This is a genomic window from Clostridium hydrogenum (assembly GCF_021432385.1).
In the GTDB taxonomy this organism is placed as follows: domain Bacteria; phylum Bacillota; class Clostridia; order Clostridiales; family Clostridiaceae; genus Clostridium_S; species Clostridium_S hydrogenum.
Map to the genome: position 1 here is coordinate 2,421,737 of NZ_JAEACT010000002.1, position 22,556 is coordinate 2,444,292.

The following is a 22,556-nucleotide window of genomic DNA, read 5'->3' on the forward strand; positions in this document are numbered from 1 at the left end:
GGGGATTCTTTTGATGAGCTTAGATACTGTATTTAAAATAGTTCTTAATATTTCTATTATGGCAAGTATAACTGCCTTAGTAATTTTTCTAGTAAAATTTTTATTTAAAAACAAATTAAGTTCAACTTGGCATTACTATATTTGGATTTTGGTTATTGTAAGACTTTTAATGCCCTACTCTCCTAAAAGCCATATTAGCATTTTTAATATACTTCAGTTTTCAGGCATTTACAAGAGTACTATGTATAATAACGAAAAGTCAGCATCAAGTTTATCACCAGCATTAGGAAATGCTTCATCTTTTAATACTACTGTAAAAAATCAAAGTTCAAAGCCTATTTTTTTAAAAAAGCTTCCTCCAACTGAAACCACTAAAAATAATCTTAACTACCTTATAAATTTTCAAACTGCTAGCATTATATGGATTATAATTGCAGCATCATTATATTTATATTTTCTTATTGTATACTTTAGTTTTTTAGCAAAAATAAAAAAAGAAGATATATGTACTGATGTAACTATCATTGCTTTACTAAAACACTGTAAAAAAGTGCTTTGCATAAAAAGCAATAACCTTCAGATTATAACCAGCACAAAAATAAACACACCAACTTTAGTAGGAATTTTTAAACCAAAAATCATACTTCCAAAAAATTTAATATATGAGCTATCATCAAGCGAACTTAAGTATGTCATTCTTCATGAGCTCATACATTTCAAGAGAAAAGATATCTTAATTAGCTGGATTAGCACTGCCTTACAAATTTTGCATTGGTTTAATCCAATACTACTAATATGTTTTAAACAATTGAAAAAGGATTGTGAATTATCCTGTGATTCTACTATTTTAACCCACATTATAATTGATGAGCACCACAATTATGGTGAAACTCTTATAAAACTCGCTCAAATTATTTCAAAACCCAAGTGCATCCCAGGAACTACTGCAATAATAAGTAAATCTGAAATTAAAAGGAGAATTATTATGATTTCTAAATTTAAGAAAAAAACAATAATATGGTCTGCTGTAGGTATTATTCTCGCTGCTGTAATAGCTTGTGTAGTATTGACTAACTATTCATCATCAAGTACTAAAACACAAAAAACTTCTTCAACTGCTAGCAATAAATCCCCTAAGACTAAAAAAGCTAGTATTCCTGTTAAACCTTCTTCAGTTACTGCTGTCTCTATTAATCCCTCTGCTAACTCTAATAATACTAATGCTGCACCTTCATCTGCTGCACCTTCATCTAAAAAAACAAATACTACCGTCGCTTCTATTAAACCAGCTTCTATCCCACAAGCAAAAAGCACTAATGAAGCATCCAATTCAAATTTTACGCAAATTTCAAACAGCGGTATTATAAACTTGCTATCAAAAGGAGATGTTTCACTTAGAAATTCCTATACCAACATTATAATGAATCACAAAACTGGTAATGAAATAGATATAAATGGCCGCAGCTTTATAAAATTATCTCCAGATATTAAAGACTATAATTCTTTAAGAAGATTTGTAAACCAAAATTCTACACTTAACAATTATTATACAGACCACTTCATTAGAAATTTTATGGATGTAACTTTTAGAATGGTAAATGGATATTATTATTCATGTTATGGTAATTACGGAACTTTAGCTCTTTATGACAATCACTGCAGCGTTGTATCTAAAAGCTATAATGGAAATACCTTAACAGTAGTTCTAAACACCATGTACGAGGATGGATCAAACAGTCCAATACACGCTACTCTAATCTTTAATGGAAATAATTGGTCAATAGACAAAACAGATAGCGTACTGCCAGAATTAAATAAGTAAACCGAATTGGAAGTTTTTAAGGCCGTGTAAATAATTATGTGTATTCTCTTTCTTTAGACAAATAATTTCGAAATGATATTTTTGTAAAATTTTGTAAAATAAATTTTTCAAAGTTTATTGTTTATTCAGCATTACATTGTATATTATATCCAATTTTGGTCAATAATATACTTGCTAATAGCAGGATAAGGCAATGCTGAGGAGCAACCTGAGCGGATATTAGTGTTCTTTACAGAAACGGATGGTTTTAAACTATCCGTTTTATCCGTTTCTGGGAGAACTAAAGCGATAAACCTCAGGGGTTTGGGGACAGAGTCCCCAATTTATGCTCCTTTGTTTAAGATTTCACTAAATAATATATTAAGTTGGCTTATAACAAGATCCCAATTTTCATATGCACGAGTCCATTTCTTGCTTACCTTCTGAGTAGCAAGGTACAACATTTTCATAAGACTATCATCATTAGGGAATATGAGTTTTGTTTTAGTTACTTTTCTAAATTGACTATTAAGACTTTCTATTGCATTGGTTGTATATATAATCTTACGTATAAAGTCAGGGAAAGCAAAGAAAGTTATCAAGTTATCCCAATTATCTTCCCAGCTTTTTATTGCATTAGGATATTTACTTTGCCATTTTTCTTTTATAGCCATAAGATTTTCAAGCGCAATATCTTCATTTACTGCTCCATAGACAGATTTTAAATCTGATGCAAAAGCCTTTCTATCCTTATATGGTATATATTTCATACTGGACCTTAGCTGATGTATTATACAACGTTGTATTTTAGCAAAAGGATATACTGCACCAATGGCTTCCTTGAAGCCATTTAAACCATCTACACAGAATATAAGGACGTCTTTAACGCCTCTATTTTTAAGATCATTTAATACTGATAGCCAGAATTTGCTGCTTTCATTTGCACCTACCCATATGCCCAATACTTCTTTCTTTCCATCCATAGTTACACCTAATACAACATAAGCTGCCTTAACTACAATTTGCTTATCTTCTCGTACCTTATAATGAATTGCATCCATAAATACAAAAGAATAAGTTTTTTCAAGAGGTCTGTTCTGCCATTCTGAAACTACTGGAATAATTCTATTTGTTATATTTGATACCATTTCAGCTGATAATTCAATGTCATAAAGATTTTTAACTTGTTCTGTTATATCTCTTGTAGTCATTCCAGCTGCATAAAGTCCCATAATCTTATCCTCAATTCCAGTTATATTTCTCTGATATTTAGGAATGATTTTAGGTTCATATTCACCATTTCTATCACGTGGTACATTTAATTGAACTGTTCCAAGTTCAGATTTTAAAGTTTTCTTTGAGTAGCCGTTTCTACTATTTTGGGTTTGTTTTTCAGCAACATCGTATTTGTCATATCCAAGCTGTGTATCCATTTCAGCCTCTAAGGCTTCTTGAAGTACATCTTTAAACATATCCTTCATGGCAGCTAAAATATCATCTGGACTTTTAAAATTCTGTTCATTAATATAATTTCTTAAAATTTCTTTAGAAATATTCGACATAAAAAAGCACTCCTTCTTGTAAATAATTGTAATTTATTTATCTAAATTATTGCCAAGAAAGAGTGACTTTTATTCAGTTTACACAAAATTTTTTACAGGCTCGTTTTTAAAGATGCTTTAAACATTAAAGAGTTAACTTTTTTCCTTCCTTGTTAGGCTAAAAAGTTAACTCTTGCTTCGCAATTTTTAGAACTTAAGTTTCTTTAATACTGTTATAATTGGAATTGATATAATTAAAGCCGCACCTACTGATATAATGCAGTCTGATCCTGCTAAAAAAAGACTTTTTACGGCAACACTATAACTTAAGTGAAGTGCTTTTGCATAAGCATTTATATATAATAAGTAAATCATGGATAGAACACCTATTGTATTTGTTAAAGTTCCTGCTATTATTCCAGCTATTACACCTATTTTTTCAGACTTTTTTCTAATTAATCTGTACACATAATATGATATTACCCCGATTAAAATTCTAGGCAAAACGGCAACTAAAGGATTTAAAAACACAAATGATACTGGTGTTGGTGTATTTATGGCTTGAATAATGCTAAATATACCAAACAGTAATCCTGTAAACGCTCCTACTATAGGTCCTCCTATTATTCCGCCTATTATTACAGGTATATGCATAATAGTAGTTTTAAATGGTGGAATCGGAAAAAAGCCTAGCCCTGTTGCTCCCAAAACAATGGTTATAGCAAATAGCAGTCCTATCATTGTAATTTGTCTAGTTTCAAGCTTTTTCTTTCCATAAACTTTTTCAATCATTTCACATTTCCTCGCTCTCATTCCTTATTTGGATATAAGTCGAAATTTCTTTATTCACTTTTCTAAGTTCAGTTTTATATAAAATACCGACTTGTTAAAAGTTTATCATACTTGTTCTTACTTCACAATTATGATTATTGCCTCTATGCTGTAAATTTTTCCACTTAAAGTGCATTTGGTCAATATTATTGGTACATACTAAGTAAAACTCCAAAATTATCAGAATAGCTTGTTCATTTTCAATTTAAACATTTTGCAAAAAAAATTGGAGATGACTTAAATATCATCTCTAATTTTCTTTACAAATCTTCAAAGTAAAATAACTATACTTCTATCTAATAATTCTATTATTGTTCCTTCCTCTGTACTTGAAACTTCTCCTTTAGTAACAGATTTCACTTCATTTATGTTCCTAAGAAGTATTCTATATTTTCCTTTTATTCCATCAGTCTTTACTGTTATTTTATTTTCTTCTTTTAAAGCAGTTATATGTGCAATTTTTTGCCCATTTGAATCATATATTTCTGTTTCTGCTTCATTATTATCTACAAGCTCAAATATATGCAAAGTAGGTTTCTCACCATAATTATATTCAGCTTTTTTATCGCAATTTCCAAAAACTATTATTGAATTTTCTCTTGCCATAAGCGGAAGTTCCATATAATTAAAATTTTCATTATACCAATTTCCACCTTCATAAACCTTATTTGTTAGTATATTAGTCCATTTACCCTTTGGCAAATAGTATTTAACCTCTCCTGTTTCCTTAAAAATTGGTGCTACAAGGAGGCTATCACCAAGCATATATTGCCTATCTAGAAAACTACAAGTTTCATCACAATTAAATTCCAATACCATTGCCCTCATCATTGGAACGCCGGTTTCAGCTGTTTCACATGCATTTCTATAAAGGTAAGGCATGAGACTGCACTTTAATTTTGTAAACTTCCTAGTTACAGCTACTGCTTCATCATCATATACCCATGGCACTTTATATTGACCACTTCCATGATACCTACTGTGAGTTGACAACAATCCAAATTGAGTCCATCTCTTATATAAATCTGCTGTTGTTCCATTTTCAAATCCACCTATATCATGACTCCAAAATCCAAAACCTGATAGAGTAAACGAAAGTCCCCCTCTAAGTGATTCAGCCATAGAAGGATAGCTCGACATACAATCTCCACCCCAATGAACCGGAAATTTTTGACTACCAACTGTTGCTGATCTCGCAAATAAAACTGCTTCTTTCTTTCCTAATTTCTTTTCAATCACTTCATAAACTGCTTTATTGTATAGATATGTGTAATAATTATGCATTCTTTTAGGATCTGATCCATCATAATAAACTACATCAGTTGGTATTCTTTCTCCAAAATCAGTTTTAAATGCATCTACTCCCATATCAACTAATTTTTCAAGATATCCTTGATACCATTTAACAGCTTCTGGATTAGTGAAATCTACAATTGCCATACCTGCCTGCCATAAATCCCACTGCCATACATCTCCATTAGGCCTTCTTAAGAAATATCCATGTTCCATACCCTCATCAAATAAAGGTGATTTTTGTGCTATATATGAATTTATCCATACACATATTTTTATTCCTTTATCCTTTATTTTCTTTAGCATTGCTTCAGGATTTTTAAACATTCTTTCATCCCATTTAAAATTGCACCATTCAAACTCTTTCATCCACAAACAATCAAAATGAAACACATCTAAAGGTATATCTCTTTCTTTCATTCCATCTATAAAACTATTTACAGTTTCTTCATCATAGTTTGTTAAAAATGAAGTTGAAAGCCAAAGCCCAAAAGTCCATGCTGGCGGAAGACTTGGTTTTCCTGTTAAGATTGTATATCTCTTTAATACCTCCTTTAACGAAGGTCCATTTATAATAAAGTATTCGAGATATTCTCCCTCAACTGAAAACTGTACTCTTGAAACTTTTTCTGATGCAATTTCAAATGAAACTTTTTCAGGATGATTAACAAAAACTCCATATCCTTTATTACTTATATAAAACGGTATATTTTTATACGTCTGTTCACTTCCTGTTCCCGCATCTGCATTCCACATGTCAACTACTTGTCCATTTTTAATAAAAGGTGTAAATCTTTCTCCAAGTCCATACACAAGTTCCCCAATATCTAACGTAAGTTCATCTTTAACATACTTCTCTTTGTTGCTGCTTGTTATATATCCTATTCCATTTGAAATACTGGATGTTATTAATTTATCTCCATTAAAAAATCTAATACCCCAATTTCTCCTATCAACTTCTACATTTAAATTACCTGATGAGAATTCCACCTTATCATCTATTACCTTGCTTTTTAAGTTTAACTTTTCATCATAAATTTCAAAGGCAGGTTTTTTATTTATCCCCCCCTTATGGTGATAAAGTCTAACTTTCATTACTTCTTTAATTGGAGAAGAAAACTCAATTGTTATAAGACCACCATCCAAGGTACATCCCTTATTTACTATATCATTGCATGGTGCATAGACTGTAACCTTTTTATCCGTAATTTTAAAATCATATGCAACCTTAGGATTTATAATTTTATATCCTTCTTTAACTAACCAATATCCATTGGTAAATTTCATGAAATAACACCTCTCTCGCATCCATTTTATAACGTTTACAAATTCTTTATTTCTTTTGCTTATATCTAATATATCATCTTAACAAAACATTTCCAATCCATTTTATAAAGTTTTTTTAAAAAGATTTAGATGGCATTAAGCCATCTAAATCTTTTATCATGCTCCTATAACAACGCCGCTATTATATTAGATATTGAACTCGAAAAATTAAACTCTTCAAAATTAAATTCTTTTTGCTTTGTTGGGACATTAAAATATAAAACGCCCTTTGTTACACCCTTATTTATTAGCGGCATAATCATCACAGAATCCCAATCTGGCATTCCTGTAGTCTCATCAATTATACTTATATTATCCCAATCAATTTGGCAGATACCTGATTTTTTCTCATAAACCTCTTTAATAAGTTTCATATTTAAATTTGTTTCCTTTGCCCATTTTGTTTGGAAAATTTTTCTCGTATAGGTTTGGGATATTTCTCCATCTTTCATTAATATTATACTGCAATATGAAGCTTCAAAATATTCAATTAATCTTCCAAGACTATTAAATATTTTACTTTCTATATCCCCATTTTCTTTAAGCATTTCAATAAATTCCACCATAACAAGAACATTTCTTGAGTTTTGAACAACACTTCCTGTTATTATACCTGTTATTTTGTTTGTTACCTTTGCATTATTTCTAAAATTCTCATTCCAAACAACACATTGATTTTTTCTATTATTCTTTGCAACATAAAGTGCTTTATCTACCTTTTCAATTAAATCGTCTTTTGATGCTGCAGTTTTGGGATATGATGCTATTCCTATACTTATTGTTACACTTCTCTTATTTCCGAGTATTTTTGCTTCTTCAACTTTGCTTCTAATTAATTCTGCACATTTTAAGGCATCTTCTTCATTTTTTTCTTGGAGTATTACTATAAATTCCTCTCCACCATATCTTATGCAAGAACAATTATCATCTATATTATTCATTACTATCTCGCTTACTTTTTTTAGTACTTCATCACCTGTTCTATGCCCAAATTTATCATTTATCCCTTTAAAATTATCGAGATCATACATTAAAATTGAAAATTCACCGTTCTTTTCTTTAGCATCTCTCATTGTTTGTTCTAACCTAATATCAAGATATCTTCTTACTAAAGTACCTGTTAACTTATCAACAGATGAATTTCTTTTTAATTTATATTTTTCAATATTTAAATTAAGTAAACCATTAAGTTCAATACATTTATTTAGGATTTCAACATTGAAATTATTTAGTATTTTGTCTGTATCTAAATACAATATTCCAGATATATCTTTATTACTTGCATTTTTTGTCTTAGTACCACTAACCTGCATATTGTATATTGGAATACATATTATAGACTTTTCATTATTTTTAAATGCAGTTTCATGTTTTAATCCTGATCTTTTTAAAAATATGAAATTTTTTCTTATCCTCACCCTGTCTATAACCCACTTATTAATAATGGCGTCCTTACTATTTATATAAACTTTATTTGTATCAAAAACCACAGTGTTATCATTTTCCTTAATTTGCAAAAAAATATTTTTGGCTAATGTAATATACTTTAAATGCCTCAACAAATTATTTATATTTTTCGTTGAAGATATAGATAAATTTTTTATTAGATTGATAGAATCATTAATATTTCTTGGTATATGCGAAATATAGTGTTCCTGTATATCTTTTTTATATTTATCACTATAAAATAATTTTTTAAAGTTAAAATTTTCAACAAATCTTTCAATAGCTTGATTGCTTAAATCATCTTCTAAATTTACAGGCTGAACTATTTCATCATTACTATACTCATTAACAACTTTAATAAATATATTTATATATTTATTAAAGTTAAACATTTTAAAAAAGTTTATTCTATACTTATTCGGTATTTGAATAATATTTTTTATCATTCTATCTACACTTTCAAATAGATAATTTATTGATTTTATATAATCCTTTTTTTCATAATAGTATTCACCAACCAAAAAATATGGAATCATACATGATAGATTATCATTCTTATTATTGTATTTAATTAAGAAATTTAATGCATATCTAAATCTTTTTGTTCCTTGATTAGCTAGAGCATTTAAAACATCTATTTTATCATTCTCAATACTACTAAAGCTTAATCTTTTATAAATACAATTAAATAACTCTTCTTCCTCATTAGCATAGAATATTACTGCTAAACTATTCAATTCATCTATATCAGAAGATGATAGATTTACTGAATCAATAGTTTCCATTAACTTTTTCTTTGAATTTGGATTTTTTTCATAAAAATAATAAATAAAATTTTCTAATAAAACTTTCCTTTTAGAAAAAGAATCACTTTCAATAAATTTTTTTGCTTTTTCAATGCAGCCAAATTTTATATATAATTCAACGCCCGCAACATAGTAAATATTTACTAGCGAATTATTATTTTTACAATTATAATTATCAATTCTTTCAGTTGCTTTTTCAAAATAATGTGAAGCCTCATCTAATTTAAATATCCTAACGCACACTTGTGATAATTTACAGTAACAATAAAATTCTATAGTTTCATCGTTTAGTTTTTTTGCCAACTCCGTTACATCTTTAAAGTTAGCATAAGCCTCTAAATACTTTGCCTCATTTAATTCTAATGCAGCTATTTGTGACAGCGATAACAGTTTATAGTGATAATATCCAAATTTATTTACTATTTCAAGCATGTCAACCAAATATTTTTTTGAATTTACATTATCATTAAGCAATGTACCATATATATATGACATATTATTCATTGAGTCAAGAACATAACTTATGTTATTAAAAAATCCTCTGCTTTTTATACAAAGTTTAGTATAATACAAAGCTTCATCAATTTTCATTCTATCTATAGATATATTACTTAATATATAGTAGCAAATTCCCTTCTCCTCAGAAAAATCTTTTCCACATTTATCAAGAATATTTTTACTTATATTTTCAGCTTTATTAAGTTCACCACTGGCATAATATTTAAGTGACTTTTCTAATTCTAGTTCTAAATTACCTTTTGGATAATGAAATATCTCAAGTATTTCTTCTTGCTTTCTAATATATTTATCAACTTCATCTAATTGAAAATCTTCTAAAATTATATTTACATATTTTTTAATAGCTTCAAACTGCATTTTATATTCTTTTATTTTAAAAGCTAATCTTTCACACATTAAAAAATAAAATTTTGCTTCTTCCCGTTTTTCTTCAAATATTAATAATTCACCTAATATATATATAAGTTTAATCCCTTTTAGATTTAATAAATTGTTTTCTTCCTTATTTACTATTCTTTTAATATTATTTATTGCATTGCCTCTCTCCTTTATATATATTGGCTTAGAATACTTTTTTAAATAGTATTCAATTACTTTATTTATATTTCCTGACTTTTCAAAATGAAATAATATTTCATCAATATATTCCTTTTCATCTATTTTTTCAAGAACATTCGCTGCAGTTTCATGAAGTCTCTTTTCTTCCTCGCCTTTAATTTTGTCAATAAGAATTGCCTTAAACATCTTATTTGCAATTACATAGAAAGTTATTCCTTTTTGGTTTTCTATCCTTTCTAATAACCCTTGGTTTAAAGCTTTATCAATTAATTTTTCAATCACATCAATATCATTATTATTAAATACCTTACTTATTATATCGATATTTAAAGGTATATTAAATAAAGCAATTACATTCATTAATTCTAGTTCAATACCTTTAATATCCTTTACTTGATTCTCTATAACTTGAAAAATAGAAGTATGGATAGGTAAATCGTCAATTTCTTCATATGTAGTAAACCATATTCCTTCATTTCCATTAAAATATATATACTTTTTATTATATAAATCTTTTATTACCTCCATAATAAATAGAGGATTACCATTTGTTTTATTAAAAATTACTTTTGAAAAGCTTTTTACATCATATCCTATGCCCATTATACAATTAATATATTCAAGCGTTTCTTCATAATTAAATTCTTTCAATTGAATTTCATAGCAATCATTTATAATAGATTCTTCAAAATTCTTAAATTGTACATTCTTGTAAAGTTTCTCATCAGAATATGAAATAAAAACAACTATATTTCTATTAGTATTCATTCTTCCATAAATGTATTTTATGAATTGTAAACTTAATTCATCAATCTCATCAAAATCATCAATTATTATAACCATAGGCTTTATTTTAGAAATTTCATTTATAAACCTATTACACTTATTTAAGAACCTAAAGATTTCCTCAACATTACTAATACCATTTTCACTTTTATTTAATGAAATTTTATTTATCAGATTTAAAATTTCATTAACATCATATTTATTAATTATTTCAGCATCTGTTTTAATAATTATCTTTTTTAATATTTCTAAAATAACATTCCTTTTTTTCTCCCCAATATTATTTTCACTATAGCTAGAATACACATTATTATCATTAAACATTATTAAATATTCTATTTCTCTTAAAAACCTTGTTTTCCCAATTCCGCTTACCCCGTGAATCAAAAAAATATTTGATTTCAAATTACTTTCTTTAATATCTTTATATATTTCTAGCACCTTTTGAATTTCAGCTTTTCTTCCAACAATTTTAGTATAATAGTTTAGTTTATTTAATGCAGCAGTATCAAAACATGTATAGTTTTTTGCAAATATCTTGTTTAAATCTTTTACTATATCACTAACTTTTGAATACCCTTTTGGTAATATCATTTTCTTTATTACGGGCAGCATCTTAATTAAAAAAGGATCATTTATTTTTCTATAATATTCATCATTTTTTAAAGAGTCTTCTATTTTTTCTATTTCACCTTGAATATTGAACTCATAAAGATACCTTTTAGAGCACAGTTGAAATAGAACTGCTCCTAGATTGTATATGTTATGTTTAATCATTTCTTTTGAATTATTATTGAACAAAAAAGAACTTAAATCCTTATTTTCATTGTTTGATATATTTTTAATAAAACATGTTAATATATCATTTATTTTTACACTTAATTTATTATTTTCACAAGTTATATATATATTATCTAAATTTATATTCTTATAAACATATCCGATATTATGAGTATACTGAACAGCTATACATATTTCAATAAATAAATCTAATATCATTTCCTCATTAAGTCTATATAAAAAGTCTCTTAATTTTTTTTCTTTATCATTAAATTCATATGTGTAGTACCATTTTAATTCTTTTATATGCTTATTATCAATAACATTTAATACCCTAAAATTATATACTTTATGTATATTGTCCTGTTTTAAATTTGTCAAATTTACAAATTCTCTCTTCAAATATTCACGCATATTCTTAGAAAAATAATTTGGATCAATTATTACAAGTATAAGTTTAAAATTTTCTTTCAACATATCAGCCACTTCAAAAAAACTGAAGTTTAAACTGCTATCTATTTCTTTGATTATTTTATATCTATTATCAATAACTCGCATAATTTCACTTCCTATTTTCAATGTATAGAGATAAACCGCTTGAAACTTCAAAATTAATTTATATTAAAATACCGTCCCTAGGCATTATGCTCCAAATTGATTTTGATAGCTGAACTATTTTATCCATACTCATATATTATAATCGTTTATAAGTAAAATGAATATGTTTTTTTCAAATTTTTTCTATTTTTTTTATATATATAATTAAAAAACTATATAAATATAAATATTTATATAGTAATCAATACATATTGTATTAGAAATATTTTCTAGAATAATTAACTATTTTGTGACCAATTTTATTGTAACTTTTTCCTTGTAAAATCAAAAAATCTATTATAACTTTCAGTTTCCATGTCATATGGAGATTTATCTATTGTAACATTCTTAATCCCTTCTCCATCAAACTCTATTGTACCATTAAAAACAAAAGTTGCATTTCCTATAAATTCAACCATGTACTTATTACCATTATATTTATGAACTATAGTCTTTATGGCTCCACCATCATTAAAAATATTAACCGGATAATCAAATTTAACATTTTCACTTAAAGCTGCCACTACACTTGATGCAGTCATTGCAGTTCCGCAAGATTTCGTTAACCCAACTCCTCTTTCATATGTTTTAACATAAACATTACCTTCATTAAAAACCTTTAAAAAACTAATATTAACTCCATTAGGAAGAATGCTCTTAGTGCTATTTCCTTTAACACCAACCTCTATAAGTTCTTTTTCATCTATTTTATCCGTAAGCGCTATCAAATGTGGATTTGTAATACTAACAGCTGTAAACTTAAGCTCCTCGGATAATTCTGGTATATTTTCAAAAAGAACTCTATCGCTCTTAGATTTTATGGGAAGAGAATTTGAATCAAGACTTATTGAGTCTATATAAATTTTTACGGTTTTAACACCAATATATAAATCCTCTTCTTTTTCAACTATATATTTTGCTTTCATGGTTTCAATTTCAACTTTATCTTTATGCAACATTTCCATTACATATCTTCCAACGCACCTTAAACCATTTCCACACATTTCAGCTTCTGAACCATCAGAATTAAATATTCTCATTTTTGCATCACTTGTTATACTTTTTTGTACAAATAAAATTCCATCTGCACCAATAAGTTTCTTTCTATTACAACCTAATATAGATAATTGTTTTCTAGCATCATCGTCAAAATTATATTTATTATTATACTCATCAATTAGTATAAAATCATTTCCTGTACCATGACATTTTAACATATTAATATCCATCTAAAAACACGTCCTTTATAATCAATTAAACTCTTATTAGGCATCTTAAAGAAAATAGCTTTTAAATAAACTTATTATTTTTTAGTATGCCTTACTTCACGTACACGTATTACTACCTTTATACTAATTATATCACCATAAATAGAATAAAACTAGATTATATTTATTCAGATTGCAGAATACAAAGTGCAAATAGCATATATGTAATTACTATTTTAATTCATTTATATTTAATTCTGCCATTGCAACCCCGTTATTATTATAGCTTGTTTCTATTGTATGATTATACGTATTTTTATCATAACTATTCGCTTTATCACAATCTAGCACAACATTTATATTACAATTTTCACTTGTGCTAAAAATTATATTTTTTTGCAACTTCTCATTTTTTAATACTTGTATGTTAATATCCTCAATTTTATCATTGCCTTTTATTTTTTGTGGCATTTTATTAGAATTTTCTTTAACCGAATTAACTGCTTTTGCAGCATCGCTTATTTTATAATTTAATTCATCAGTACTGTATCTTACATCACTAATATTATATCTAGTTATTAAGTCTGAAACATTACTTGATAAATTATCGTCACTTGAAGTAATTATAATTGAATCTACCTTTTTTACATTGTATTTATCTAATATATTAAATATCTCCTTGGATTTATTTAATTCTTTAGGTGCATCCACTAGTATATTTTTACCATTATACTGCATAAGAACACTTTCTCCATTTTCAATTATACGAATCATAAATTGCTTTTTTGTTGTATTTGAATTCGTATTAGATATTTTTGATGAATCCTGTTTAATATTTTTACTATACATTGTATACTTAGAATTTTCCGCTGGAACTGTACAAAATCCAACTATTGCTACCACCATGGAAAGAAAAGTCATAATAGTAAAAAATATATTTATTCTTTTTTTAATCAATCTTATTATTAAAGAAATTATACCAAAAACCATGCTAAAAATAGCACCAAATATAACACAAAAAACTGCCATACCTTCACCTCTACATATATATTTATACTGGTGATTATTGACAGTTTTCTATTATTATATTCAATTCAGTGCATAATCTTAGTACTTAATTTTAAATCATTCCCCCATCAACAGTTATAACTTGTGCTGTAATATAAGAGGACTCATCACTAGCTAAAAAAGCAGCAACTTTAGCCACTTCCTCTGTCTTTCCAAATTTCATCATAGGTATTTCATTTTTAAGTTGGCTTCGTTCATCTTCTGAAAAACATTTATTCATATCTGTATCGATAACTCCTGGTGAAATTGCATTAACCCTTATACCTGATGCTCCTAGTTCCTTTCCAAGTGACTTTGTAAATGAATTTATCGCACCTTTTGTTGCAGAATATAACACTTCACAAGAAGCACCTACATTGCCCCATATTGATGAAATATTTATTATAGTTCCACATTTTCTTTCAATCATACTTCGTACAGCATAACTTGTACAATTATAAACCCCTTTAAAATTTACATTCATTATTTCATCAAAATCTAGTTCAGACATATCTATGAAAAGTCCAACTTTGGATATTCCTGAGTTGTTTACAAGTATATCTACCTTACCATACTTATTAGCAATGTCTTGAAACATTTCTTTAACCGTATTATTTAAACTAACATCACATTGATAAATAATGCCATTGCCCTTATTTTCTTTTATAATTTCTAAAGTTTTCTCCGCACCATTTCTGTCACTTTTATAATTTATTACCACCCAAACTCCATGTTTAGATAATTCTACCGCTATAGCCCTACCTATTCCCCTTGAAGCACCTGTAATTACCGCCACCTTGCCATTTAAATCGTCATACACAAAACATCATCCCTTTAAATTTATATACGTTCGGCAATTAAAAACTTTATTTTTACACCTTGGTCAGAAAATTTCTTTTCATACTCCGTTACTATATTTCCTTCGAAGCCACTATTATGTAAATCATAAGTAATATACTTAATTTCAAAACCACATTCTGCAAAATATTCTTGTGATTCTATAAACAATTCATCATCATCTGTTTTAAACCAAATTTGACTTTTACTTTTTAAAAATTCTTTGTATTTATTTAAAAATTTTGTATGAGTTAATCTTCTTTTTTTATGTCTGTCCTTAGGCCATGGATTACAGAAATTAATATATATTCTGCTAACTTCATCCTTATCAAATATTTCATTAATAAATGCTATTTGCAGTGGTACAGTTCTAACATTATCAATTTCAGCTTCAACAATTTTTCTAAGTGCCAACACTACAACTTCATCTTTAAGATCTATAGCAATATAGTTTTTATCCGGATTTTTAAGTGCACTTTGTAAAACAAATTCTCCCCTGCCGCATCCTAATTCAAGGTAAATGTCATTATTATTTGTAAAAACTTCTTTCCATTTTCCTTTATACTCACTTGGATTTGTTATGCACAACGGACTAGCTTCCATCTCCGGTCTTGCCCACCACTTTTTTCTAAGCCTCATTATTTTTTCTCCTTATTAACGTTATTAAAGATATACCATTGTGAAACTTAAAATTTATTTGTACCAAAATGCCATCTTCTAGGCATTTTGGTGCACATAAATTTCAATAGTTGCACTGGTATATCTATGAAGATATACTTATTATTTTATAATTGATATAAAAATATTTGTCAAATAATTTTGCGGTATACCTATTATGTAGCTTGCTATGGAATTTCCACCAATCACTGGTACTATTATAATAAGAAGTATTATCATTTGATATCTATATAATGAATCCGCAATATTATAAAATACTTTAGGAAATAAATCCCTAAGTATATGAAATCCATCTAATCCTGGTATAGGAATTAAATTAAACAAGAATAACATACAATTAATTGAAACCGTAAAAACAGCTATCCAATAAACTATAATTCCAACTTCATTAACAGCAAAAAATTTTTGTATAATTCCAGCTAAAATACCAAAAACAAAAGCTACTAAAAGATTTGCTAGCGGCCCTGCTAAAGACACCTTTAAATCATCTTTATAATAATGCTTATATGCATTCGGATTAGTTTCTACAGGTTTAGCCCATCCAAAACCAACTAAAAGTATCATTATAAAACCTATTATATCAATGTGTGCTAGTGGATTTAGTGTAATTCTACCTTGAAATTTAGGTGTCTTATCTCCTAACTTATCTGCTACAATTGCATGTGCATATTCATGAAAAGTAAAGGCTATAAGTATTGCTGGTAACATAAGCATTTTATTTATTATTGACTGCTTTAAATCCAAAACAATCCCTCCATTCACATCTCCTTTTACAAGGCATATTCGTAACCCTTTAATTATATCAGACTTTGTAATAAAATAAACAAAAAATATTGTAAAATAACTAATAATTTTTTCTATAATAAAAAAATTATTGCGAAGTAAGTGTATTGCAGGATATTAAATAAAATTAATAAATCTAAGGCAAAAACCTTTAAAAGCCTAAGAAGTTTCAATAACTCGCTGGAGAAACGCTCAGACAATTGAAACGTCTAAGCCTTTTAAAGGTTTTTACCTAAGATTTATAAAATTTTATTTAAATCATCCTACAACACACCTACTTCGCAATGTACATGGTTTTAAATGTAAGAACACATACCAGAGGCTTGGGTGTAAGCCCATTAAGATTCTTGAACCTATATTATTAATTTCTAGTGTTCCATTTCAAGGATATAAATTAATCAAAAATATTAGCGTACCTACGGAATTTTGGTGTAGTACAGGAAAATGGTTTTTAGATTAGAAAATAATTATATATTGTGAAATAAAGATGTAGTGGATTAATCAAAGAACCTTTGGCAGGTGTATGAAAAAAATGATGTTAGTGAATAGTGGCGAAAAAATTTCTAAAATAAAATTGTATAAAACTTAGTGGGAAATTTTTTAAAACTTTAGAGCTTTAGATTGTTTGAGCTAATCTTTGCGAGTTCTCGAAAGCTCTTAAGCTTTAAAAAATTTGCCGCTTAGTTTTATTAATTTTATTTAGGATTTTGAGCCGCTATTCACTAACATCATTTTTCTGCACCTGCCAAAGGTTCTTTGATTTTGCACTACACTTTAGTTCGCAATATTTATTTATCTATCATAACCATGTTAAATTGAGTATTATATTCACAGTTAAAGCCTTTTTCATTTAATGCATCTATAGAAACATTACCACTCTTTGAAAGTTGATCAGCTGTAAATGTATATACATCTTTTCCTATTGTCAATGTATGTGCTTTAGAATCGTAAGTTCCATCTAAATAAGCAGCAACATATTTCAAATTAATATATGCTTTTCCACTTATCACTTCAGCTTGATTACTTCCAAATGCTATTGGAGTTCCATATACAACTAATCTTGCATCTGTACCTATAGCATTTACTTCAGGATTTGTAGAATCAACATTATATGCTGTTGGAAGAGTTACTTTTGTGCTGTTAGCTGGATTATCTTTATCTATAACAAAATCATCAACTACAGTTCCATCTTCCTTAGTAGCCTTTATATCAAGTTTATCACCATTTAATTGAACTGATTCATAACATGGCATATCATTTGGATCATAGAAGAACGCATCCCACACTTTTGAAGATAAATCAGGATAATATTTTGCTCCGCTTCTGCCAGTTACATAATAAACAGTTCCTTTTGAATAATCACTGTAATACTTTCCATCATTCATAGCATATGTTCTTGAAACTCCATGATCATGACCGTTAAATACAACATCAACATGATGTTTTTCTATTATAGGATCAAAAATATTTTTAAGTGTAACATTTGCTCTTGAAGCTTTGTTATAATATGGAGTCTTGTGGAAGAAAACAAAGTTCCATTTTGCAGTACTAGCACTTAAATCTTTATCAAGCCAATCAGCTTGTTTTTGTAAAAACGAGTTATCGTTAGGAGCTTCTTCATCTTCTTGGCTATCTAAAACTACAAAATGAGCATTACCATAATTATATGAATATGTTTGTCCCTTATAGCCATCTGGTCCATTTTGTGGAACTTTAAATTGATTTACAAAATATTGAGGTTTAGTTGAATTCCAATCAGCCGCATCGTATGTTTCATGATTTCCTTGAACCACCATGTCAGGAATCGTATCTATTACTCCACTTGCCGCATCAAACCAATTATTCCAATGTATATAATCCTGTCCCTTTTCAACAAGATCCCCCATGTTTATCATAAACTTAGCATCTTTATTTGCATTATATGCTGCATGTAAATTTTTATTCCAAGGTGCATAGTTAGGTACAGCTGCATTACCACTTTGGCTATCACCAAAAACTAAAAATTTAAAATTACTTGTATTAGATGCCTCCGTAGTAAATGTCCTAAAGGCACTCCAGTTTTCTCCATTACCAACTCTATATATATATTTTGTACCTGGATTTAATCCTTTTAATTCTACTGAAAAAACATTCATACTTCCTTGATGATCATCTGTTGGTGCTGTAGTAAAAACCTCCTTAGTGGCATCTGCAGTTTGCATAACATAACCATCTTCGGCGTTTAAAGACATGTACTGTATAACATTTTTATCTACTGCTTTATTTGTTCTCCAAGTTACATTTTGTGTTGTTGTTGGATCTTCTGACCATGTAAGTGTTATATGATCTGGTGTTGCTGTAGCATTTAAATCTGAATTTATGCTTGTACCATCATAAGCAGCAAAAACTTTTCCAGATCCCCCCAAAACTACAGTTGAAATAGTCATAACCGCTGCCACCATTACAGATATGGTTCTCTTATTCATTGACCTTCACTCCTCTTATTTCTTTATAAAAGATAAACACCTTTAATTTCGTTCATCCTCAAAGAGTATATACTGCCAATGTTAAATCGGTTTTGTGAATTGTTAATTTTCCATTAATAGTATATTAAACATAAATAACGTATTAATGGAAATATAACTATAAAAAAAGCTGTTAGTCTAAAAAAGTTAAGTATAAAACAACTTTTTTAGGCTAGCAGCCTTTATAGAACTTTGTTTTTAATTTAATTTTGTTTCTATAAGTTTACCCGTATCTTGATTAAAACTTATTACATCATCATCTGACATGCCAAAGTATTTTCCATCAAAAGTAGTTTTCTTGTTTGTTTTTTCATTTTTAACAAATCCTTTTAAATTATCTATGGTATATATATCCCCATATGGCGATATATATATATTCTCTGGAGTAACAGTTTCATTTAAATGAAGTTCACTCCAACTAGGATTAAATGAATCATTACTATAGGTTGTTTTCTTTTTTCCAATAGAATTATTACTTTTTATATTACTATTTGAACTAATTGAATTAGTCGTATCTTCAGATTTTAAGGATGCATAGTATATAGTCGTTATACTTCCATTTTCAAGTTTACCAATATATACGTATCCATTAGTATCGTCTACGCCTAGAAGTTTGCATTGGTCAACACCATCTATATTTACTGGCTGAGTTTCCTGGTTTTGGTCTGTTATATATACTTTTTTATCAACTTCATCCTCATATACAAGTTTATCTTCTGGCTTAAAAATATAATAATCACCTATGTTGTGTATTGGTAAATCCATTTGCTCTAGTCCATTTGATATATCAAGCCTATAGATATACCTTCTTAGTGATTCCTTACTAGTTGCAACTTTAATGAAAGTATGTGTGCTAATATTATTCTGCTTTATGTCTATAAATTTCAAATTATATCCTAAGTTATATTTTTGCATTTCATCGTTTGAGTCACGATTTAAATCCTTTGAATTAGTAACTGGATTATATGTATAGGCTTGAAATTGAGAACCATCTTTTTCCAAAATCATTATAGCATCTCTATCTATAAGCCAGCATAATCCAACGTTTGTAGGACTGACGTCCAAATCTATTTTATTAATTTTTCCATCTAACATATTTACAACATAGTATTGATTTTGTGAATAATAATACGCATATTTTCCTGATTGCGATATTTTTATTTGATCAGCATCTTTTGGTATAAATACTGAAATATTATTAATCTTTTTTGTAGTATTCTGTATTTGTTTACCTACTACTTTAGTTGTGGAACCAAAGTAATAATTGTTAAAATAATATAGAATACCAGTTTGAACAATCACAGAAACAATTACCCAAATAATAACATTTCTAACTTTCTTCATACAATTCTCCTTTACTATGGTTCTATGTATAACATATCTGGAATTGCTCTTTCGCCAGTCGAACTAGATGGATTATTTATTAATTCGCCATTATAGTACATTGTACTAGATCCACCACCGTCAAGACACACTGCATTAACTGCACCTAACTTAAGCATAATATTTTGAACATCCTGTGCAGTTGCCCCCAAAGCTAATCCCTGTCTACCATCTATTACGAGAAATATAATTCTATTTTTATCATCTTGCCCAATTACAGTTCTAGGCTGTGGTCCTTCAAGATTTGTACCTTTTTCTATATTACGTTTACCGTTTTCAATAACATATGGAGCACCTGCAACAGCTTGAACAACACCTCTACTAATAAAATCATTTGGCGTACCGCTTTGACCTACAGAAAGTTTACCATTTTTATCAATAGTGACCATATCGTACCAAATTGGATGTTCTGAATCTTCATATTTAATTTGACCATCAGATATAACTCCGTAATTTGGCACGGCACCAGGTCCATTTCCCTGTGGATCTTGAAAATGTCCGCCATTTATTGCAAGTATTCCATTATATTCCTTTGACATCTCACGAGTTGTTTGACCAACATATCCTATTTGCTTTGAAACACCTACTTTAACTCTTGTAGGATCATTTATTATATAAGCATAAGCATGACTATACGTTCCTCCGGTTCCATCGAAGTCGACTCTTTCTATACCGGTAACTTTATCCTCTTTTACATCCATTTTTGTAACTGCTGTATTTCCACTAGTTTTTTGTGGCTTACTTTGTTCCTTTACTATTTCCGAAATTTTTTTATCACTAAAAAACATTTTCGCAATATACTGATGTTTTCCTGTTCCCATTAAAATAGTAATTACATTGTTTCTAAAATTTTTAAAAGGTCCATACATTCCATATGGAAGAATTGTAATTCCTGTAAATACTATTTCGAAAACAAGAAAAATTATAAACGTTTTTAATAAGCTACCTTTTTTTTTACTTTTCCCCTTATTTTTTTCCTTTCTATCCATTGCAATTCCTCTCTATAAACCACTATTTTATTACAACTAAGGTTCCTCTTGGTATGTTATCATGTATCCATTTTGCATCACTTATAGCAAGCCTAATACAACCATGTGATGCCTTAGTACCAAGTTTTTGTTCTTCACTTGTCTCAATGTTTTGATTTTTATCAAAAGGCACACTATGAAATAAATAGTTTCCCATAAATTGAGTCCAATAATACGCTCCTTCTTGATATTTCTCACTAAAAAATGAGTATCCTCTTTCCTTAATTGTATATTCACCCTTTGGCGTGTCTGCGCCAGAAATTCCTGATGAACATACAAATGCTTGTACCATCCTTGACTTTGCATCATAAACATAAACTCTCTGTTTATCTAAATCAACTTCAATTTTTAAAGGTTTTACAGCTTCATTTAATGCTATAAGATTTTTCTTGTCATTTTCTATTGAATTATTTGCATCATTATTATCATTAGCTGAAGGAACTTTACTATTATCAATTTTTACGTTTTTATCTTTTTGAATATTTACCTCAGTACTCGGCTTATTTACGGATACACTTTTTTTACTGCTTACATTCGTTGATTGACTGGCTAGCATTTTTTTATAAACAAAATCGCCTCCAAAAATCATAGCAATCAATACAATTATCACCAATACCGCAACAAAACCCTTATTCACCTTTTTTTCACGTCCCATAGATGAGCCATTGTTATCTTCTGCTCTATACTTTTCATCAACTTCATTAATCAATTTAATGCTTCCCCCCCAAACGCCCAAATTTCTACTGTATATTTTACTATAAATATTTAAATATTTATATAGGAATTCACAAAAAATATAATATA

General features: G+C 28.3%; 14 protein-coding genes. 1 reads left to right on the forward strand and 13 read right to left on the reverse strand.

The annotated features are described in order from the left end of the window. The first annotated feature begins 13 nt into the window (after positions 1–13). Positions 14–1,822: a M56 family metallopeptidase gene (locus CUEA01_RS11015; protein ID WP_234121683.1), complete on the forward strand. Its 1,809-nt coding sequence runs from the start codon at positions 14–16 to the stop codon at positions 1,820–1,822. Between the two features lie 323 nt (positions 1,823–2,145). Here the strand turns inward: CUEA01_RS11015 and CUEA01_RS11020 are convergent, their stop codons facing one another. The 13 genes from CUEA01_RS11020 to CUEA01_RS11080 form a co-directional block, all read right to left on the reverse strand. Further along, positions 2,146–3,363: an IS256 family transposase gene (locus CUEA01_RS11020; protein ID WP_234120032.1), complete on the reverse strand. Its 1,218-nt coding sequence runs from the start codon at positions 3,361–3,363 to the stop codon at positions 2,146–2,148. 186 nt (positions 3,364–3,549) lie between these two features. Further along, the gene (locus tag CUEA01_RS11025; RefSeq protein ID WP_234121684.1) at positions 3,550–4,134 is read right to left on the reverse strand and encodes an ECF transporter S component; all 585 of its coding nucleotides are present in this window, start codon (positions 4,132–4,134) and stop codon (positions 3,550–3,552) included. A 309-nt stretch (positions 4,135–4,443) separates the two neighbouring features. Further along, on the reverse strand, positions 4,444–6,753 hold the full coding sequence (yicI, locus tag CUEA01_RS11030; RefSeq protein ID WP_234121685.1) for an alpha-xylosidase: 2,310 nt from the start codon (positions 6,751–6,753) through the stop codon (positions 4,444–4,446). A 164-nt stretch (positions 6,754–6,917) separates the two neighbouring features. Next, positions 6,918–12,245 (reverse strand): diguanylate cyclase, encoded by a 5,328-nt coding sequence (locus tag CUEA01_RS11035; protein WP_234121686.1) that lies wholly within the window; start codon positions 12,243–12,245, stop codon positions 6,918–6,920. Positions 12,246–12,544: 299 nt separating this feature from the next. Further along, on the reverse strand, positions 12,545–13,513 hold the full coding sequence (gene dapF / locus CUEA01_RS11040) for a diaminopimelate epimerase (protein ID WP_234121687.1): 969 nt from the start codon (positions 13,511–13,513) through the stop codon (positions 12,545–12,547). Positions 13,514–13,723: 210 nt separating this feature from the next. Next, the gene (locus CUEA01_RS11045) at positions 13,724–14,521 is read right to left on the reverse strand and encodes an MBL fold metallo-hydrolase (RefSeq protein ID WP_234121688.1); all 798 of its coding nucleotides are present in this window, start codon (positions 14,519–14,521) and stop codon (positions 13,724–13,726) included. Positions 14,522–14,612: 91 nt separating this feature from the next. Continuing rightward, entirely contained in the window at positions 14,613–15,359 is a 747-nt protein-coding gene (ymfI, locus tag CUEA01_RS11050; protein ID WP_234121689.1) for an elongation factor P 5-aminopentanone reductase, read from the reverse strand. Positions 15,360–15,379: 20 nt separating this feature from the next. Next, positions 15,380–16,015, reverse strand: a complete 636-nt coding sequence (gene trmB, locus CUEA01_RS11055) for a tRNA (guanosine(46)-N7)-methyltransferase TrmB (protein ID WP_234121690.1) — start codon at positions 16,013–16,015, stop codon at positions 15,380–15,382. A 141-nt stretch (positions 16,016–16,156) separates the two neighbouring features. Continuing rightward, the gene (locus tag CUEA01_RS11060) at positions 16,157–16,768 is read right to left on the reverse strand and encodes a site-2 protease family protein (protein WP_407929252.1); all 612 of its coding nucleotides are present in this window, start codon (positions 16,766–16,768) and stop codon (positions 16,157–16,159) included. 857 nt (positions 16,769–17,625) lie between these two features. Continuing rightward, entirely contained in the window at positions 17,626–19,302 is a 1,677-nt protein-coding gene (locus CUEA01_RS11065) for a purple acid phosphatase family protein (RefSeq protein ID WP_234121692.1), read from the reverse strand. A gap of 237 nt (positions 19,303–19,539) precedes the next feature. Beyond that, positions 19,540–20,685, reverse strand: coding sequence for a hypothetical protein (locus CUEA01_RS11070; protein ID WP_234121693.1), 1,146 nt, complete (start codon positions 20,683–20,685; stop codon positions 19,540–19,542). 14 nt (positions 20,686–20,699) lie between these two features. Then, complete coding sequence (locus CUEA01_RS11075; protein WP_234121694.1) at positions 20,700–21,713, reverse strand: phosphodiester glycosidase family protein; 1,014 nt, start codon at positions 21,711–21,713, stop codon at positions 20,700–20,702. Positions 21,714–21,735: 22 nt separating this feature from the next. Next, positions 21,736–22,461 (reverse strand): L,D-transpeptidase, encoded by a 726-nt coding sequence (locus CUEA01_RS11080; protein WP_234121695.1) that lies wholly within the window; start codon positions 22,459–22,461, stop codon positions 21,736–21,738. Positions 22,462–22,556 lie beyond the last annotated feature (95 nt).

What these genes read in the sequence shown, in the direction of transcription:
- CUEA01_RS11015 (WP_234121683.1), top strand. Translation starts at nt 14, where the DNA reads ATGAGCTTAGATACTGTATTTAAAATAGTTCTTAATATTTCTATTATG.
- CUEA01_RS11020 (WP_234120032.1), bottom strand. Translation starts at nt 3,363, where the DNA reads ATGTCGAATATTTCTAAAGAAATTTTAAGAAATTATATTAATGAACAG.
- CUEA01_RS11025 (WP_234121684.1), bottom strand. Translation starts at nt 4,134, where the DNA reads ATGATTGAAAAAGTTTATGGAAAGAAAAAGCTTGAAACTAGACAAATT.
- yicI (WP_234121685.1), bottom strand. Translation starts at nt 6,753, where the DNA reads ATGAAATTTACCAATGGATATTGGTTAGTTAAAGAAGGATATAAAATT.
- CUEA01_RS11035 (WP_234121686.1), bottom strand. Translation starts at nt 12,245, where the DNA reads ATGCGAGTTATTGATAATAGATATAAAATAATCAAAGAAATAGATAGC.
- dapF (WP_234121687.1), bottom strand. Translation starts at nt 13,513, where the DNA reads ATGGATATTAATATGTTAAAATGTCATGGTACAGGAAATGATTTTATA.
- CUEA01_RS11045 (WP_234121688.1), bottom strand. Translation starts at nt 14,521, where the DNA reads ATGGCAGTTTTTTGTGTTATATTTGGTGCTATTTTTAGCATGGTTTTT.
- trmB (WP_234121690.1), bottom strand. Translation starts at nt 16,015, where the DNA reads ATGAGGCTTAGAAAAAAGTGGTGGGCAAGACCGGAGATGGAAGCTAGT.
- CUEA01_RS11060 (WP_407929252.1), bottom strand. Translation starts at nt 16,768, where the DNA reads ATGCTTATGTTACCAGCAATACTTATAGCCTTTACTTTTCATGAATAT.
- CUEA01_RS11065 (WP_234121692.1), bottom strand. Translation starts at nt 19,302, where the DNA reads ATGAATAAGAGAACCATATCTGTAATGGTGGCAGCGGTTATGACTATT.
- CUEA01_RS11070 (WP_234121693.1), bottom strand. Translation starts at nt 20,685, where the DNA reads ATGAAGAAAGTTAGAAATGTTATTATTTGGGTAATTGTTTCTGTGATT.
- CUEA01_RS11075 (WP_234121694.1), bottom strand. Translation starts at nt 21,713, where the DNA reads ATGGATAGAAAGGAAAAAAATAAGGGGAAAAGTAAAAAAAAAGGTAGC.